At 59.1% G+C, this 15,092-nt stretch carries 15 protein-coding genes; 9 read left to right on the top strand and 6 right to left on the bottom strand.

The window, feature by feature from the left end; all coding sequences use genetic code 11:
* The first annotated feature begins 362 nt into the window (after positions 1-362).
* On the top strand, positions 363-2,432 hold the full coding sequence (locus AC3WJW_RS04150; RefSeq protein WP_493725224.1) for an AsmA family protein: 2,070 nt from the start codon (positions 363-365) through the stop codon (positions 2,430-2,432).
* A gap of 59 nt (positions 2,433-2,491) precedes the next feature.
* Here AC3WJW_RS04150 and AC3WJW_RS04145 read toward each other — a convergent pair whose 3' ends face one another.
* The 3 genes from AC3WJW_RS04145 to AC3WJW_RS04135 form a co-directional block, all read right to left on the bottom strand.
* Positions 2,492-3,184 carry a hypothetical protein gene (locus tag AC3WJW_RS04145; protein WP_493725223.1) on the bottom strand — a complete coding sequence of 231 codons (693 nt, stop codon included), beginning with the start codon at positions 3,182-3,184 and terminating at the stop codon, positions 2,492-2,494.
* An 88-nt stretch (positions 3,185-3,272) separates the two neighbouring features.
* Positions 3,273-4,058 (bottom strand): hypothetical protein, encoded by a 786-nt coding sequence (locus AC3WJW_RS04140; protein WP_493725222.1) that lies wholly within the window; start codon positions 4,056-4,058, stop codon positions 3,273-3,275.
* A 198-nt stretch (positions 4,059-4,256) separates the two neighbouring features.
* A complete protein-coding gene (locus AC3WJW_RS04135) occupies positions 4,257-5,189 on the bottom strand; it encodes a LysR substrate-binding domain-containing protein (RefSeq protein ID WP_493725221.1) in 933 nt (310 codons plus the stop codon).
* Between the two features lie 109 nt (positions 5,190-5,298).
* Here AC3WJW_RS04135 and AC3WJW_RS04130 point away from each other — a divergent pair, with 109 nt between their 5' ends.
* The 3 genes from AC3WJW_RS04130 (at position 5,299) to AC3WJW_RS04120 (ending at position 7,241) form a co-directional block, all read left to right on the top strand.
* Complete coding sequence (locus AC3WJW_RS04130) at positions 5,299-5,937, top strand: FMN-dependent NADH-azoreductase (RefSeq protein ID WP_493725220.1); 639 nt, start codon at positions 5,299-5,301, stop codon at positions 5,935-5,937.
* Positions 5,938-6,243 carry a DMT family transporter gene (locus tag AC3WJW_RS04125; protein ID WP_095964730.1) on the top strand — a complete coding sequence of 102 codons (306 nt, stop codon included), beginning with the start codon at positions 5,938-5,940 and terminating at the stop codon, positions 6,241-6,243.
* Positions 6,244-6,350: 107 nt separating this feature from the next.
* The gene (locus AC3WJW_RS04120; RefSeq protein ID WP_493725219.1) at positions 6,351-7,241 is read left to right on the top strand and encodes an alpha/beta fold hydrolase; all 891 of its coding nucleotides are present in this window, start codon (positions 6,351-6,353) and stop codon (positions 7,239-7,241) included.
* An 84-nt stretch (positions 7,242-7,325) separates the two neighbouring features.
* Here the strand turns inward: AC3WJW_RS04120 and AC3WJW_RS04115 are convergent, their stop codons facing one another.
* The gene (locus AC3WJW_RS04115) at positions 7,326-8,213 is read right to left on the bottom strand and encodes a DMT family transporter (RefSeq protein WP_493725218.1); all 888 of its coding nucleotides are present in this window, start codon (positions 8,211-8,213) and stop codon (positions 7,326-7,328) included.
* A 96-nt stretch (positions 8,214-8,309) separates the two neighbouring features.
* Between AC3WJW_RS04115 and AC3WJW_RS04110 the strand changes: the two genes are divergently transcribed.
* From AC3WJW_RS04110 to AC3WJW_RS04100, 3 genes are all read left to right on the top strand, one after another.
* Positions 8,310-9,104 carry an AraC family transcriptional regulator gene (locus AC3WJW_RS04110; protein ID WP_493725217.1) on the top strand — a complete coding sequence of 265 codons (795 nt, stop codon included), beginning with the start codon at positions 8,310-8,312 and terminating at the stop codon, positions 9,102-9,104.
* A gap of 63 nt (positions 9,105-9,167) precedes the next feature.
* Positions 9,168-9,476, top strand: coding sequence for a PsiF family protein (locus tag AC3WJW_RS04105; RefSeq protein ID WP_493725216.1), 309 nt, complete (start codon positions 9,168-9,170; stop codon positions 9,474-9,476).
* Between the two features lie 235 nt (positions 9,477-9,711).
* The gene (locus AC3WJW_RS04100) at positions 9,712-10,725 is read left to right on the top strand and encodes an AI-2E family transporter (protein ID WP_493725215.1); all 1,014 of its coding nucleotides are present in this window, start codon (positions 9,712-9,714) and stop codon (positions 10,723-10,725) included.
* A 123-nt stretch (positions 10,726-10,848) separates the two neighbouring features.
* Here the strand turns inward: AC3WJW_RS04100 and AC3WJW_RS04095 are convergent, their stop codons facing one another.
* The gene (locus tag AC3WJW_RS04095; RefSeq protein WP_493725214.1) at positions 10,849-12,123 is read right to left on the bottom strand and encodes an Hsp70 family protein; all 1,275 of its coding nucleotides are present in this window, start codon (positions 12,121-12,123) and stop codon (positions 10,849-10,851) included.
* A gap of 297 nt (positions 12,124-12,420) precedes the next feature.
* Between AC3WJW_RS04095 and AC3WJW_RS04090 the strand changes: the two genes are divergently transcribed.
* Together AC3WJW_RS04090 and AC3WJW_RS04085 are read left to right on the top strand one after the other, a co-directional pair.
* Positions 12,421-13,368 (top strand): DnaJ C-terminal domain-containing protein, encoded by a 948-nt coding sequence (locus AC3WJW_RS04090; RefSeq protein ID WP_007979664.1) that lies wholly within the window; start codon positions 12,421-12,423, stop codon positions 13,366-13,368.
* A gap of 27 nt (positions 13,369-13,395) precedes the next feature.
* A complete protein-coding gene (locus AC3WJW_RS04085) occupies positions 13,396-13,701 on the top strand; it encodes a chaperone modulator CbpM (RefSeq protein ID WP_007979663.1) in 306 nt (101 codons plus the stop codon).
* Between the two features lie 114 nt (positions 13,702-13,815).
* On the opposite strand, the gene AC3WJW_RS04080 is transcribed toward AC3WJW_RS04085, so the two are convergent.
* Entirely contained in the window at positions 13,816-14,943 is a 1,128-nt protein-coding gene (locus tag AC3WJW_RS04080) for a sensor histidine kinase (RefSeq protein WP_493725213.1), read from the bottom strand.
* Positions 14,944-15,092 lie beyond the last annotated feature (149 nt).

Here is a 15,092-nt window from a genome sequence, read left to right as displayed (position 1 = left end):
AAAAAGTGGGTACGAGGGCAATGCTACTCTCGATAAATCGATATAAAAGTTCATAAACGCAATGGTAATAATCAACGGAATTGATTGTTTGCTGGAGAGGCTCTAGGGCGGGCGTTTCCGACGATTTGTCTTGCACCGGTTTGGGTATTTTCGACCCATCTTTGACGTGTAGAAGTGCGGGACCGGTAACGCTGTTCGACTGATGGGTCAGTATCGGACTGGCTGAATTCGGCGAAATCGGTCTATCGATTAAACCTGCCGGGTTTTTATCAGTCGTAGACTTCATGGCGAGCCGCTTCCGGCTCACCGTTTCACCTGTGCGTCGCAGTCGGGGCGCGCAGTCGTATCAGGAGCCCTGTGCAATGACGCGCACCCAAAAGACGTTTGTCTGGACCCTTTCCACCTTCCTTACCTTGTTGGCGTTGCTGGTGCTGATCATCGTGTTCTTCGACTGGAACCGGATCAAACCGCCGCTCAATGCCAAAGTTTCCGAAGAACTGCACCGCGCTTTTGCCATCAACGGCAATCTGTCGGTGGTCTGGCAGACCGAGCCCGATGAAAGCGGCTGGCGCGCTTGGGTGCCGTGGCCCCATGTGGTGGCCGAGGACCTCAGCCTGGGCAATCCGGACTGGTCGAAGCAACCGCAGATGGCCACTCTCAAGCGTGTCGAGTTGCGCATTTCACCCTTGGCTTTGCTGGCACAGCGGGTGGTGATCCCGCGTATCGACCTCGCCGAGCCGAATGCGCAGCTGCAACGCCTGGCTGACGGGCGCGCCAACTGGACGTTCCAATTCGACCCCAAAGACCCGAACGCCGAGCCTTCCAGTTGGGTGGTGGATATCGGTGCGATCGGCTTCGACAAGGGCCACGTCACCCTCGACGACCAGAGCCTGAAGACGCAGCTCGACGTGCTGATCGATCCGTTGGGCAAGCCGATTCCGTTCAGCGATATCGTCGGCGACAAAGCGGCGAAAGCCGCGCAGGAAAAGGGCTCGTCCCCCCAGGATTATGCGTTCGCCCTCAAGGTCAACGGCCAGTACCACGGCCAGAAACTCGCGGGCCAGGGCAAGATTGGCGGGTTGTTGGCGCTGCAGGACGCGGCACGCCCGTTTCCGCTTCAGGCACAGGTGACGATCGCCGATTCCAGCGTCGAACTGGCTGGCACCCTGACCGATCCGCTGAATCTCGGCGCCCTGGACTTGCGCCTGAAACTGGCCGGCACCAGCCTGGGCAACCTCTACCCGCTAACCGGCGTGATCCTGCCGGACACGCCACCCTATGCCACCGACGGCCATCTGATCGCCAAGTTGCACGAGCCGGGTGGCGCGGTGTTCCGCTATGAAGAATTCAACGGCAAGATCGGCGAGAGTGACATCCACGGCAGTCTGACCTACGTGGCCAGCCAGCCACGACCAAAACTCAGCGGCTCGCTGTTGTCCAATCAATTGCTGTTCGCTGACCTGGCGCCGCTGATCGGCGCCGATTCCAACGCCAAACAGAAGGCCCGAGGCGGTGACAGCAAACAACCGGCGGACAAAGTGTTGCCGGTCGAAGAGTTCAAGACCGACCGCTGGCGCGATATGGACGCCGATGTCGAGTTCACCGGCAAGCGCATCGTGCACAGCGAAAAATTGCCATTCAACGACCTCTATACCCATCTGGTGCTCACCGATGGCGTGCTCAGCCTCGAACCGCTGCGCTTCGGCGTGGCTGGCGGCAAGCTGGACGCGCAAATTCGCCTGAACGGCCACACCGATCCCCTGGAAGGCCACGCCAGGCTCACGGCGCGGGGCTTCAAGCTCAAACAGTTGTTCCCCGGCTTTGAGCCGATGAAAACCAGTTTTGGCGAGCTCAATGGCGACGCAGATATCACCGGTCGCGGCAACTCGGTAGCCAAGTTGCTGGGCAGTGCCAACGGCAATCTGAAAATGCTGATCAACGATGGAGCCATCAGTCGCGAATTGATGGAGCTGGCGGGCCTGAACGTCGGCAACTACGTGGTGGGCAAGATCTTTGGCGACAAGGAAGTGAAGATCAACTGCGCGGCCGCCGACTTCGGTATCCAGTCCGGCCTGGCCACCACCCGGCTGTTCGTATTCGACACCGAGAACGCCATCGTCTACATCGACGGCACCGCTAACATGGCGACGGAACAACTGGACCTGACCATTACCCCGGAATCCAAGGGCTGGCGCCTGATTTCATTGCGTTCGCCGCTGTATGTGCGTGGCAAGTTCATCAAGCCCGATGCCGGCGTAAAAGCCGTGCCGCTGATGTTGCGCGGGGCCGGGATGGTGGCGCTGGGCGTGATCGCCGCACCGGCGGCGGGGTTGCTGGCTCTGGTGGCACCGAGTGGTGGTGAGCCGAATCAATGCGCGCCGTTGTTGGAACAGATGAAGGCGGGCAAGGCGCCGAATACGGTAAAGGACTGATGTGAAAGAAACGTTGTGCAGCGCTCCAGCAGTTAGGCTTGCGGAGCGCGAATTTTGATTCAGGAGATTGCAGGCGGCGCCTGGATGTGTAGCAGCTCGGATTCAATTTTTCTCCCGAGTTTCTGTATGACGGTTTCCCTGAATGGGTTGTATTGCAGCTCAGCCAAATGGCAAATGAGTATTCGGATGTTGGTTTTGCCATCCTTGATCGGGCAAAGCGTGGCCTGGTCCAGGATGCCAATATCAATGGCATCAGCAGTTTCGAACGAAAGTTGCACCGTAATCATGGTTTTATCCTGGCGAACAATCGTAAACAGGGCACTGGTAGCCAGCGGCGTTTTTGCGGTGACGGGGACGGATGTCAAGGCGTTGGCGTTAAGCCTGTTCAGGATGGCTTCAACGGCGGATGAAGAGTCTGGAAGTTGCTTCAACTTTATTAATGCATCGGTGAGGGCTTGGCGTTCATCAATGAGTAATGCGCTTGCAAGGCTTTGCTGGATGATTTTCCCAAAGGTGGTTGTTCCAAATTCCACTCGTGAAAATGATCGGCTATTAATGACCCAAGCCAGATTTTTCAATGTGTTTGTGTAGCTCGTCCATTGCTGCTCCCGGTCACTACCATGTTTTTTTGCGAGCAGTTTGCTGTATAGGTCAGAGTGCAAGATGTCATTTTTTAGTTCGCTGGAATGCGGCCCGCAAAATACGGTAATGTGTCCATTGAGTGTGTAGATATCGTTTTGAGATTTATTCATTGAAATTTCCATATTGGCCTCAATGCAAGTTGGGTTGAAATCGGCCAAAAAGCGCCGATTTCATTGTTGCTATAGTGTTCGGCGATCGTTAAAAGTCGAGATCGAGGTCCGGAAGATCTACAATGAGTTTTTTCGAGGAAGCGCCGAATTTTGTGTAAAGATCGTTACTAACGGCCGAGAAAGCTTTCAAGTTCAAATAAGCGCGCACAGCCCCTGTTTTTATATCGGTTGACTGTTTGGTGGATTTCCAGAACAGAATGCCTTGTTTGCTTTCCCGTGCATCCAGGGAAATACAGTTGAGGATCATGTTCGGCTGTCCACTGCTATCCAGCCATACGGGCGCAATATCGAACTTGGCTTGTGTGCCGAGGTGTTTATCCTTATCAAAAACTTGGATACCCCTGGGGTTGTCTTTCACCGCGTCAAGGGCTTTTTTCGCAATTTTCGCCAGCAGCGCCGCGTCTTTGCCGATGAGTCCTTGTGCAATTTCCAGGGCGACCGAATCCATCGTCAGGCCGATTTTGGTGATTCTAGTTTCTTGCATGTGCTTGTTCTGGATAACCCAGCCAAGGTTGGACAGGCCATTGACGTAGTATTTGTACCATTCGAATAGTTGTTCATCTTTTGGGAACTTTTTGGTGGCAGCGTTTTGCATCACCAGTTTGCAGATGTCGACATCATCAATGACATCTTGCGGGACGCCGGGTAAATAGGCATTAATAGTGCCAGGTGAAACGCTGCCGGTCGATTTGTCGGGGTCATGAGGAGGTTGTATTTCTGCAGTGGATCTTGTCTGTAATAGCGTTGATAATTTCGGCTGGATGTCGAGTGTTGGTAATGAGTCAATAAATTCTAGGCGTTGTTCCAAGTGCATGAAAGTAATCCTTTACTTGTTGGTTGAGCAACCGGCTGGTTGTGGTTGTTAGAATAAATGCGTGCAGGGGAAAGTCTATTTGTGCTTTGTAACTTCAGATTTGCCCTTAAGTTATTTTATTAAGCCGTGTCGCGCATATATGTGCGGCAAGGCAGTTGTACTTAGTGATAAAGCCTCAGTTTCCTACTTGAGAATATGTTACCCTGTAGGAGCTTGCGATCTTGGCAATAACCCGGATAAAGAGGCTTCTTCAGTCAGCCATGAAAAAAACGCCCTAACCGGCGGATGCCGCTCGCGACCCGGCACGCACAGTGCGCTGTATCCGGCTCCCTCGACCTGAATATCTCTTCGATACGCCACCAGCAACCCGCTGGTCATGCTTTCGGACACCAGTATGTTGCTCGCCAGCACCAGGCCTTGCCCGGCAATCGCCGCTTGCAAGGCGTAATGCTCTTCGTCGTATTCACGTACGGCAGGCTGACCGGTCAGCCAGGTTTCGCCGGACTGTGCGCACCAAGCCTCCCAACCATGGGCATAGAGTTTGGAGTTGTGCCAGCGCACGCTGATCAGAGTCGGTACGCGAATGGCCGCTGAAGCCACTTGTTCCGGTGAACCGTAAACACCGAAGGATTCGTCAAACAGGCACAGGCCGTACAGGTTCGGATACTCATCAAGGCTATAACGCACCACCAGGTCGACGCTGGCGTCTTGATGCAAATCGATGACCTCGCAATGAGTATCGAGGCGCACGTTGATATTCGGGTGCCGGGCGTAGAAGCGTCCCAGCCGAGGCACCAGCCACAGCGCGGCGAAGGCCGCGGTGGTGGAGACTGTAAGGTTGGCGCCGCTGCGTTGCGGGCGCAGGGTATCGACACTTTGCGCCACTTCGAGGAAAGCCCCGTGCAGGCTCTGGAACAGCCGTTCGCCGCATTCGGTCAGGCGCACCTGGCGTGGCAGGCGTTCGAAAAGCGGCACGCCGAGCCAGCTTTCCAGGGAGCGGATCTGATGGGATACCGCCGTCGGAGTGACGGACAGTTCTTCGGCGGCGGCCTTGAAACTCAGCAGGCGTGAAGCGGATTCGAAGGCGCGCAGGGCGGTCAAGGGCAGCGAAGCGAACATCGGAAACTCCACAGGTGAAATAGATTCACCTTGGCTGATTTTTACTCATTTGAAGGGGTGCAGCCGCGAGCTTCAAGCTGCAAGCCACAAGCCGTTTGAGTGTAGCCCTGAGGAGATTCAGATGAGTAAAATTCTTGCTGTTCATGCCAGCCCCCGTGGCGAACGTTCGCACTCCCGGCGTTTGGCCGAAGTGTTTCTGTCGGCCTGGCAGGCCCGTCATCCACACTCGCCACTGACCCGACGCGAAGTCGGTCGGGCGTTGATCCCGCCGGTCAACGAGGCATTCGTGGCCGCCGCGTTTTACCCCGAGCCCGACGCTCGGCCACAGTCGATGCAGGCCGATCTGGCGCTCAGCGACGAACTGGTCGGCGAACTGCTAGGCCATGATGTGCTGGTGATTTCCACACCGATGCACAACTTCAGCGTACCCAGCGGCCTCAAGGCCTGGATCGATCAGATCGTGCGGGTGGGGGTGACCTTCGATCACACCCTGGACAATGGCGTGGCCCAGTACGAGCCATTGGTACAGGGTAAAAAAGCCCTGATCATCACCAGCCGTGGCGGCTTCGGTTTTGGTCCGGGCGGCGAGCTGGAAGCCATGAACCATGCCGATACGCTACTGCGCACGGTGCTCGGATTCATCGGCATCACCGATGTCACCGTGGTCGCTGCCGAGGGCGAGGAGTCCGCCGAGCGCAGCTTTGAGATCTCTGCCGCCGAGGCTGAGCAGCACTTGTTGGCGCTGGCCGGGGAGTTCTAGATGGCCTGGCTTTTTCTGCTGGTCGCCGCCGGGTTCGAAGTCACCTTCGCCATGGGCATGAAATACGCCGAGGGCTTCACCCGGCTCTGGCCTTCGCTGATCACGGTGGTGGCCGCTGTGGGCGGGATCTACTTCCTGACCCTGGCCATGCGCGAGTTACCCGTGAGCATCGCGTACCCGATCTGGACCGCCATCGGTTCGCTGGGCACGGTGTTTCTCGGGTTCGCGCTGCTGGGGGAAAGCCTGAGCGTGATCAAACTGGTCTCGGTCGGGCTGATCGTGGCGGGTGTGGCGGGGTTGAAGTAGGGCGGATGACATAGACTTGTCGTCGAGTTGTCATCTTCGCAGGCGTAGCTTGGCGGATGTCTTGCATTGCGCCTTGCGTCACCACCCGACCACAAGGATGTCCACCCATGTCGCAAGGTTCTGCCCCGCGCTACCCGCTGGTGCTGGTCCCGGGAATGCTCGGGTTCATCCGGTTGGTGCTTTATCCGTACTGGTACGGGATCGTCGAGGCGCTGCGCCGTGGTGGGGCCGTGGTGTTCGCCGTGCAGGTCTCGCCGCTTAATTCGAACGAAGTACGCGGCGAGCAATTGCTGGCGCGTATCGACGAAATCCTGCGGGAAACCGGGGCCGACAAGGTCAACCTGATCGGCCATAGCCAGGGCTCGCTGACCGCCCGTTACGCCGCAGCCAAACGCCCGGACCTGGTGGCATCGGTGACCTCGGTGGCGGGGCCGAACCACGGTTCGGAACTCGCCGATTACCTGCATCAACACTATCCCCATGACAGCCTGCGTGGTCGTCTGCTGAGCTTTTTGCTGCGGATGGTCGGCGCGCTGATGGGGTGGCTGGATACCGGTTACCACGGGCCGAAGTTGCCGGTGGATATCCATGCCTCCCATCACTCCCTCACCACCGCTGGCGTCGCGCTGTTCAACCAGTGTTATCCACAGGGCTTGCCTGAAACCTGGGGCGGTCACGGGCCGGAAGAGGTCAATGGCGTGCGCTATTACTCCTGGTCCGGCACGTTGCAGCCGGGCATCACCGATCGCGGGCGCAACCTGCTGGACGGCACCAACCGCAGTTGCCGGCTGTTCGCCAAAACCTTCGTCCGTGAAGCCGGGCATTGCGACGGCATGGTCGGGCGCTACAGCTCGCACCTGGGCACGGTGATTGGCGATGAGTATCCGCTGGATCACTTCGATATAGTCAACCAGTCGCTGGGACTGGTGGGCAAGGGGGCTGCGCCGGTCCGGTTGTTTGTCGAGCATGCGGCGCGACTGCAGGCGGCGGGGTTGTAAGATCAAAAGATCGCAGCCTGCGGCAGCTCCTACAGGGGAACGCATTCCAAATGTAGGAGCTGCCGCAGGCTGCGATCTTTTCATTCAGGCAACGCCGACCTTACCCCCCAACACCGTCGTCCAACGCTCGGAAACAATCACCCCACCCAGGGTCAACACTCCGCCCACCAGGTGGTACATCGCCAGTTGTTCATGCAGCACCACCGCTGCGATCAATGCGGTAATCAACGGCAGCAAATTGAAAAACTGCGTGGTCCGGCTCGGCCCCAAGCGTACCACCGCCTGCATCCAAGCCAGCGGCGCGACCATCGAAGCCAGCAGGCAGGCGTATAGCACCAGCGGAATGTTCTGCAGGGTAGGGCCGACTTTCGGTGAGGCGAGGAACAGCGGAAACAGCACCACCACGGCCACCAGCACCTGCAGATACAGGAGCACCAGCGGCGGCAGTTTCAGCTGCCATTTTTTCAACAGGGTGCTGTAGACCGCATAGGCCAGGGTGGCGATCAGCATCATCGCGTCGCCCAGGTTGACCCCGTGTTCGAGCAATGCGCCCAGGCTGCCGGACGACACCACCACCAGGACCCCGGCGAACGACAGCACCGCACCGGCCAGGGCACCCATGGTCAGGCGCTGGCCGAGACTGATGATCGCCATCGCGAGCGACATCAGCGGCATCAGCGAGAGGATGATGCCCATGTTGGTGGCCGAGGTCAGGCTCGCGGCGAAGTACGCCAGGCTTTGATAAACCGCCATGCCGAGAACACCGAGGACAAAGATCTTGCCCAGTTTCGGGCGGATCAGCGGCCAATGGGCGAGCACCGGTTTGAGCATGAAGGGGGTGAACAGCAACCCGGCCAGCAGCCAGCGGTAGAAACCGATCTCGGCGGGGAAGATCGCCCCGGCCGACATTTTGGTGATCACGGTATTACCGGCCCAGATGAAAATGGCCAGCAGGGGATAAGCGTATTGCATCGGAAAAACCAGAACGTTAATGAAGTGCAATTATCCGCTTGTCTGGATGCAAGCCTATACTTCGATCCGGACAACTCGCCCCTGATGACGGACAGCATGAGCAGTAAACACATCGACCTGCTGGATTTCAGCGAACTGCCGTCGGCGGTGTACTTCCGCTACGCCGATTTCGACGCCCACGAATACGCCGCCCCCCATCGACATCCCTGGGGGACGCTGGAATATGCAGCCCACGGTGTACTGCACATGGACGTCGAGGGCAGCCGCTTCATGTCGCCTCCGCAATACGCGGTGTGGGTGCCGCCACAGATCGAGCACAGCTTCTATAGCCACCAACCGGTCAATTACCGCGCCGTGTGCCTGGCGCCCAAGGTGTGCGCTGATCTGCCGTCGCGAGCCTGTACCCTGGCCATCAGCGACATCCTCAAGGCGATCCTCAAGGACTTCGCCGCCCGGGACGTGCAGATTCCCGAGCGCGATGCGGACCAGCGTCTGGCCCAGGTATTGGTGGATCAACTGCAACAGGCCCCGGTGCACGAGTGCTATCTGCCCTACGCCAGCAGCCCGGGATTGCTGGGGATTCTGGAAGCATTGCAGGCCGAGCCTGGGGATAACCGACCATTGTCGGAGTGGGCTGCACGCATCCATGTCAGCGAACGCACCCTGGCGCGGCAGTTCGTACGGGAGCTGGGCATGAGCTTCGGTGAGTGGCGTCAGCGACTGCGTTTTCTGGCGGCGATCGAAGCGTTGGACAGCCAGCGCAGCATTCAGGAAATCGCTTTCGACATGGGCTACAGCACCGGCTCGGCGTTTATCGCGATGTTCCAGCGCCAGGCCGGGTGTACGCCGGAGCAGTATCGGCGCAGCCATCTGGAGAACAGGAAGGTGTAACAGGGCTTGTCTACACTCCAGTACGAGGCCGCGTCCTTCGGCGTGGCGACCAGGAGAAACTCCATGAAGAATTTGCGTGTCCCTTTGTTGATGATCGGTTTGCTGCTCTGCTCCCAGGGCTTCGCCGCCACAGCCCAACAGGAAAAGATGACTACCTGCAACGCCGACGCCACGGCCAAGAGCCTCAAGGGCGACGAGCGCAAAGCCTTCATGAGCACCTGCCTGAAGGCCGCGCCGGCGGCAAACGATGCCGGCAAGGCCTTGACGCCGCAGCAAGAGAAAATGAAAACCTGCAACGCCGACGCCGCCACCAAAGCCCTCAAGGGTGATGAGCGCAAGGCGTTCATGAGTGATTGCCTGAAGAAAAAATAAACCTGGGGTTGAAAAATGTGGGAGCTGTGAGGGCCCCATCGCGAGCAGGCTCGCTCCCACAGTGGAACTGGGCACGCAGGACAAATGTGGGAGCGAGCCTGCTCGCGATGAGGCCGGTCGGGGCACGGCAAAAGAACCTGAACCCCCACTAAGGTCGCCCCACACAATCCTAGTGCTCGCACCGGATCGCTGGCAGACTGCCAATCCTTTTTACGCCGTTCGTTTTTGAGGCTGTATGCCAACGTTTTCTCAGCGTCAAATTTTGCTGGTCATCAGCTGGGTCATCATTTTTGGCGGGCTGCTGCTGGTCCTGCCGCTGCGTTTGCTGCCGAGCCTGCTCGCCGGGTTGCTGGTGTTCGAACTGGTCAACATGCTCACCCCGCAACTGCAACGACTGATCGAAGGCCGGCGTGCGCGCTGGCTGGCGGTGGCATTGCTGGGGACACTGATTGTCAGCGTACTGTCGCTGATCTTTGCCGGTGCCTTCAGCTTCCTGTTGCACGAAGCGGAAAACCCCGGCGCCTCCCTCGACAAATTCATGGGGGTGGTCGACCGCGCACGCGGGCAACTACCGCCGTTCATCGACGCCTATCTGCCGGCCAGTGCCGCCGAGTTCCGTGTGGCCATTGGCGAGTGGGTCAGCAAGCACCTGAGCGAATTGCAACTGGTGGGCAAGGATGCGGCACACATGTTCGTGACCTTGCTGATCGGCATGGTGCTGGGCGCGATCATTGCGTTGCAGCGTGTACCGGATCTGACCAAGCGCAAACCGCTGGCGGCGGCGCTGTTCGATCGTCTGCACCTGCTGGTCCAGGCGTTTCGCAACATCGTGTTCGCCCAGATCAAGATTTCCCTGCTCAACACCATTTTCACCGGTATTTTCCTGGCGGTGATCCTGCCGATGTTCGGCATCAAGCTGCCGCTGACCAAAACCCTGATCGTGCTGACGTTCCTGCTCGGCCTGCTGCCGGTGATCGGCAACCTGATGTCGAACACCCTGATCACCATTGTCGGTCTGTCGCTGTCGATCTGGGTCGCCGTCGCGGCGCTGGGTTACCTGATTGTTATCCACAAGCTCGAATACTTCCTCAACGCGCGCATCGTCGGCGGGCAGATCAGTGCCAAGTCGTGGGAGTTGCTGCTGGCGATGCTGGTGTTCGAGGCCGCGTTCGGCCTGCCGGGGGTGGTGGCGGGGCCGATTTACTACGCGTATCTGAAGAGTGAGTTGAAGCAGGTGGGGATGGTTTGATTCAGGTTATTCGTTGCCTGAACTGACCCCTTCGCGAGCAGGCTCGCTCCCACATTAGTCCTGTGAGTTCAGGTCCATTGTGGGAGCGAGCCTGCTCGCGAAGGGCGCACCATAGCTTTTGGATCAGTCCATGGACCCGTAGCGTTTCGCAGCCTCAATCGCCAAACCACTGCCGATACTGCCAAAGATGTTCCCTTCCACATGCCGCGCCTTCGGCAGCATCGCCGAGACGCTGTTGCGCAGCGCCGGAATGCCGCTCGAACCGCCGGTGAAGAACACCGTGTCGACCTGATCGACCCGAACATCGGCGTCTGTCAGCAATTGGGTGACGCTGCTGCGCACCCGTTCCAGCAGGTTGTCGATGGCCGACTCGAACAGCGCACGGCTCAAGTCCACGCTCAGGCCCGCTTCAATGCGGTCCAGCGGCACGTGGCGGTTGTCGGCGTGGGTCAGCTGGATCTTGGTTTCTTCCACTTCCATCGCCAGCCAGTGCCCGGCGCGCTGTTCGATCAGCTTGAACAGGCGATCGATGCCGCCGGTGTCCTCGATGTCGTAGCGCATGCTGCCCAGGGCCAGTTGCGATTTCTGCGAGTACACCGAGTTGATCGTGTGCCAGGTCGCCAGGTTCATGTGGTGGCTGGTGGGCATGTAGGCGCCGCTCTTCATCCGGCTGCCGTAGCCGAACAGTGGCATCAGGCCGGCCAGCGAGAGTTGCTTGTCGAAGTCGGTCCCGCCGATGTGCACGCCGCCGGTGGCGAGGATGTCGTCCTGGCGGTTATCCACAGCACGCCGCTCCGGCGACAGGCGTACCAGGGAGAAGTCGGACGTACCGCCGCCGATGTCGACGATCAGTACCAGCTCTTCTTTCTCGATGGTCGACTCGTAGTCGAATGCCGCGGCAATCGGTTCGAACTGGAACGAGACTTCCTTGAAGCCGATCTTGCGCGCCACGTCGACCAGGGTGTCTTCGGCTTCCTTGTCGGCCATCGGGTCGTCATCGACGAAGAACACCGGGCGACCCAGCACCACTTCTTCGAATTCCCGACCGGCGGCGGCTTCGGCACGGCTTTTGAGCTGGCCAATGAACAGCCCGAGCAGGTCCTTGAATGGCATGGCCGTGCCGAGGACGCTGGTGTCGTGCTTGATCAGCTTGGAACCCAGCAGGCTCTTGAGCGAGCGCATCAGGCGGCCTTCGTAGCCTTCCAGGTACTCGTGCAACGCCAGCCGGCCGTACACCGGGCGACGTTCTTCGATATTGAAGAAGACCACTGACGGCAGGGTGATCTTGTCGTCCTCCAGCGCGATCAGCGTTTCCACGCCGGGGCGCAGCCAGCCGACGGTGGAGTTGGACGTGCCAAAGTCGATACCCACGGCACGGGCTGGAGATGCGTTGTTCATGTCTTTCAGGTTCCGGTTAAAAAACGGCCGCGCAGTGTATGCCAGTGCGCGCCAGATTCGAAGGCCGGTTATCTGCTAATTCTTCGCAAACAATGCCTTGAAAGATGGGGCATCCCCCCCAAACTACCCTGCATCAACCGGACAGCGACGGGCGTGCTCGCAAGAAGCCCCGCCGGCTGCCGATAAACTTCTGCTGCGCCGCCCGGTCACAAATTTGAGATCGGTCAAACCAATGGCTGCAAACAAGCGCATGCTGTGGCCCGTGGCGCGATTTGATAACGGATGGTGATTCCCGCGATGGACTTCAAAGACTATTACAAGATTCTCGGTGTGGAGCCGACCGCAGACGATAAGGCGATCAAGGCCGCCTATCGCAAGCTGGCGCGCAAATACCACCCCGACGTCAGCAAGGAAAAGGACGCCGAGGCCAAGTTCAAGGACGCCTCGGAAGCCTATGAAGCGCTCAAAAGCGCCGACAAACGCGCCGAATACGATGATCTGCGCCGCTATGGCCAGCACGGCCAGCCCTTCCAGGGACCACCGGGCTGGCAGAGTCGTGGCGGTTTTGGTGGCGGCGGCCAGGACACGGGCGATTTCTCGGACTTCTTCAGTTCGATCTTCGGCAATCGTGGGCCTGGTTTCAGTGGGGGTGGACAGTCGCGTCGCAGCACCGGACGTCGAGGGCAGGACGTGGAAATGGAGCTTGGGGTTTTTCTCGAAGAAACACTGTCGACCGAATCGAAGAAGGTCACCTTCCAGGTACCGCAGTACAACGCGGCCGGCCAGCATGTGAGTAACACCAGCAAAAGCCTGAACGTGAAGATTCCGGCCGGTGTGGCCGACGGCGAGCGCATTCGCCTCAAGGGGCAGGGCGCTCCGGGTGTGGGCGGCGGCGCCAATGGCGATCTGTACCTGACGATCCGTTTCGCACCGCACCCGAAATTCGACGTCGAAGGCGATAACCTGATCATCACGTTGCCACTGGCTCCGTGGGAGCTGGCGCTGGGGGCCGAAGTCGCCGTGCCGACCCTGACCGGCAAGATCAACCTCAAGGTGCCGGCCGGCAGCCAGAACGGCCAGCGCATGCGCGCCAAGGGCCATGGCCTGATGAACAAGGCCGGCGAGCGCGGTTACCTGTTCGTGCAATTGAAGGCCGTGATGCCGAAGAAATCCGACGATGACATCAAGGCCCTGTGGCAGGAGCTGGCGAAAAAAGCCGCGTTCGACCCGCGAGAGCATTTTTGATCCCTTAGAACCAAGGAGTCACTGACAATGAGCAGTCCCCTGATCGTTCAACTGGACATGGCAGAATTCTGTGAGGCGACCGAGCTGTCGGACGTCTACGTGATCGAAATCGTCGAGCACGGCATCCTCGAACCTCAGGGCGCTCAGCCCAAGGACTGGGTTTTCAACGACTATGAGCTGACCCTGGCCAAGCGCGCCGCCAAGCTGCGGCGCGACCTTGACCTGGAGTGGGAAGGCGTCGCCCTGGCGTTGGACCTGCTCGAAGAAGTACAGCAGCTGCGCGCCGAGAACCGCATGCTCAAGCAGCGCTTGGGGCGGTTGCTGGTCGAGTAGGAGCTGCCGCAGGCTGCGATCTTTTGATCTTGTGTTTCATTGCTCCAGCTGATGCAAAACTTCAAAAGCAAAATCAAAAGATCGCAGCCTGCGGCAGCTCCTACACGGGGCGTTTCAGGTTTTGCGTGGCAGCACCACGGTAAAGGTCGTGCCATCCATCTCACTGGAGCTGACCTCAATCGTCCCCTGGTGGGCGTCGACCACTTCCTTGACGATAAACAACCCCAACCCAAGGCTGGTAGTGGGCTCGCCGAGTTCTTCGCTGGCACTGCGCACCAGCGGGTCGAAAATGGTCGCGATCGCATCGCTGGGAATGGGGACTCCGTCGTTCTGCACCGTTAGCCGAACGCTGTCGGCCTCGCCCTTGAGGGTCAAGGACACTTCACGTTTGCTCGAGCCATGCTGCAAGGCATTGCCGATCAGGTTTTGCAGCATCTGATCGACCCTGCGCGGGTCCCAGGTGCCGCGGGTGTCACCCTGTACGGTCAGGGTCGGATCGCACTCCGGTTGACCGGCACAGGCCCGCGCAATCGCGTCCCGTGCCGCTTCGGCCAGGTCCATGGGCGCCGGTTCGATCGGCAGGTGCTTGCCCAGGCGACTGCGCACCAGTTCCAGCAAATCCCCGACCATCACCGCCAGATGTCCGGAGCTGCGCTGGATATTGATCGCGCACTTGAGCGCATCCCCTTCCAGTGCGGCTTTGCGCAGCAGGATTTCGGTGGACATGCTCACCGCCTGCAGGGGCGCGCGCAGGTCATGACCGAGGATCGCGAGGAAAATGTCCCGGGAGCGGTTGACCATTTCGGCATAGGCGGCGGTGGATTCGGCCAGGGCTTCGTCGATGGCTTCGTTGAAGCGGATCATGTCCTGGAAGTAGGCCAGGTCAGGCGATTGCAGGCTGTTGACCCATAGGCGGATGACACAGGCGCGCAAATGACGGAATTCACTGGTCATCTGCACCAGATCAAAACCCACCGTATGGCGCAACTCGCCATGGCTGGCACCGGCCTCGTCGAGGCTCGGGGTTTTCTCCGGGCCTTCGCCGCGTGCCTTGGCCGCTTGTTCGGAGGGTGTCTGGGGCTTGCACATGTCCCGGGCCGCGGCCAGCAGGATCGACCGGGCATGGTCGCGCAAGGCGGCGCTGTCCATGGACTCGGCGGCCGGGGTAATGGTTTTGGCGAACTGCTCCCACTCATCGACGATGCGATCAACCTGTAGCACGATGAATTCGGAAAGACGCATGGCGGTTACCTGAGCATGAATCGGGGACAGCGAATCGAATAGTAGTCCCTTTGCCGGAAAAAACACGACCGCTCGTTCGGTGGCATAAGTCCAGGTCTCTATGGCGGTACTTATGTATTGAAGGCTCTTTGAATTTCGAACGGTGGAGG

This window comes from Pseudomonas sp. GW821-FHT07G06, from assembly GCF_058986625.1.
The sequence above is the reverse complement of the archived record's forward strand: the minus strand, read 5'-3'. Positions and strand labels throughout refer to the sequence as shown.

Coding starts and splice junctions, on each gene's coding strand:
- AC3WJW_RS04150 (WP_493725224.1), top strand. CDS start 363: ATGACGCGCACCCAAAAGACGTTTGTCTGGACCCTTTCCACCTTCCTT.
- AC3WJW_RS04145 (WP_493725223.1), bottom strand. CDS start 3,184: ATGAATAAATCTCAAAACGATATCTACACACTCAATGGACACATTACC.
- AC3WJW_RS04140 (WP_493725222.1), bottom strand. CDS start 4,058: ATGCACTTGGAACAACGCCTAGAATTTATTGACTCATTACCAACACTC.
- AC3WJW_RS04130 (WP_493725220.1), top strand. CDS start 5,299: ATGAGTAAAATTCTTGCTGTTCATGCCAGCCCCCGTGGCGAACGTTCG.
- AC3WJW_RS04125 (WP_095964730.1), top strand. CDS start 5,938: ATGGCCTGGCTTTTTCTGCTGGTCGCCGCCGGGTTCGAAGTCACCTTC.
- AC3WJW_RS04120 (WP_493725219.1), top strand. CDS start 6,351: ATGTCGCAAGGTTCTGCCCCGCGCTACCCGCTGGTGCTGGTCCCGGGA.
- AC3WJW_RS04115 (WP_493725218.1), bottom strand. CDS start 8,213: ATGCAATACGCTTATCCCCTGCTGGCCATTTTCATCTGGGCCGGTAAT.
- AC3WJW_RS04110 (WP_493725217.1), top strand. CDS start 8,310: ATGAGCAGTAAACACATCGACCTGCTGGATTTCAGCGAACTGCCGTCG.
- AC3WJW_RS04105 (WP_493725216.1), top strand. CDS start 9,168: ATGAAGAATTTGCGTGTCCCTTTGTTGATGATCGGTTTGCTGCTCTGC.
- AC3WJW_RS04100 (WP_493725215.1), top strand. CDS start 9,712: ATGCCAACGTTTTCTCAGCGTCAAATTTTGCTGGTCATCAGCTGGGTC.
- AC3WJW_RS04095 (WP_493725214.1), bottom strand. CDS start 12,123: ATGAACAACGCATCTCCAGCCCGTGCCGTGGGTATCGACTTTGGCACG.
- AC3WJW_RS04090 (WP_007979664.1), top strand. CDS start 12,421: ATGGACTTCAAAGACTATTACAAGATTCTCGGTGTGGAGCCGACCGCA.
- AC3WJW_RS04085 (WP_007979663.1), top strand. CDS start 13,396: ATGAGCAGTCCCCTGATCGTTCAACTGGACATGGCAGAATTCTGTGAG.
- AC3WJW_RS04080 (WP_493725213.1), bottom strand. CDS start 14,943: ATGCGTCTTTCCGAATTCATCGTGCTACAGGTTGATCGCATCGTCGAT.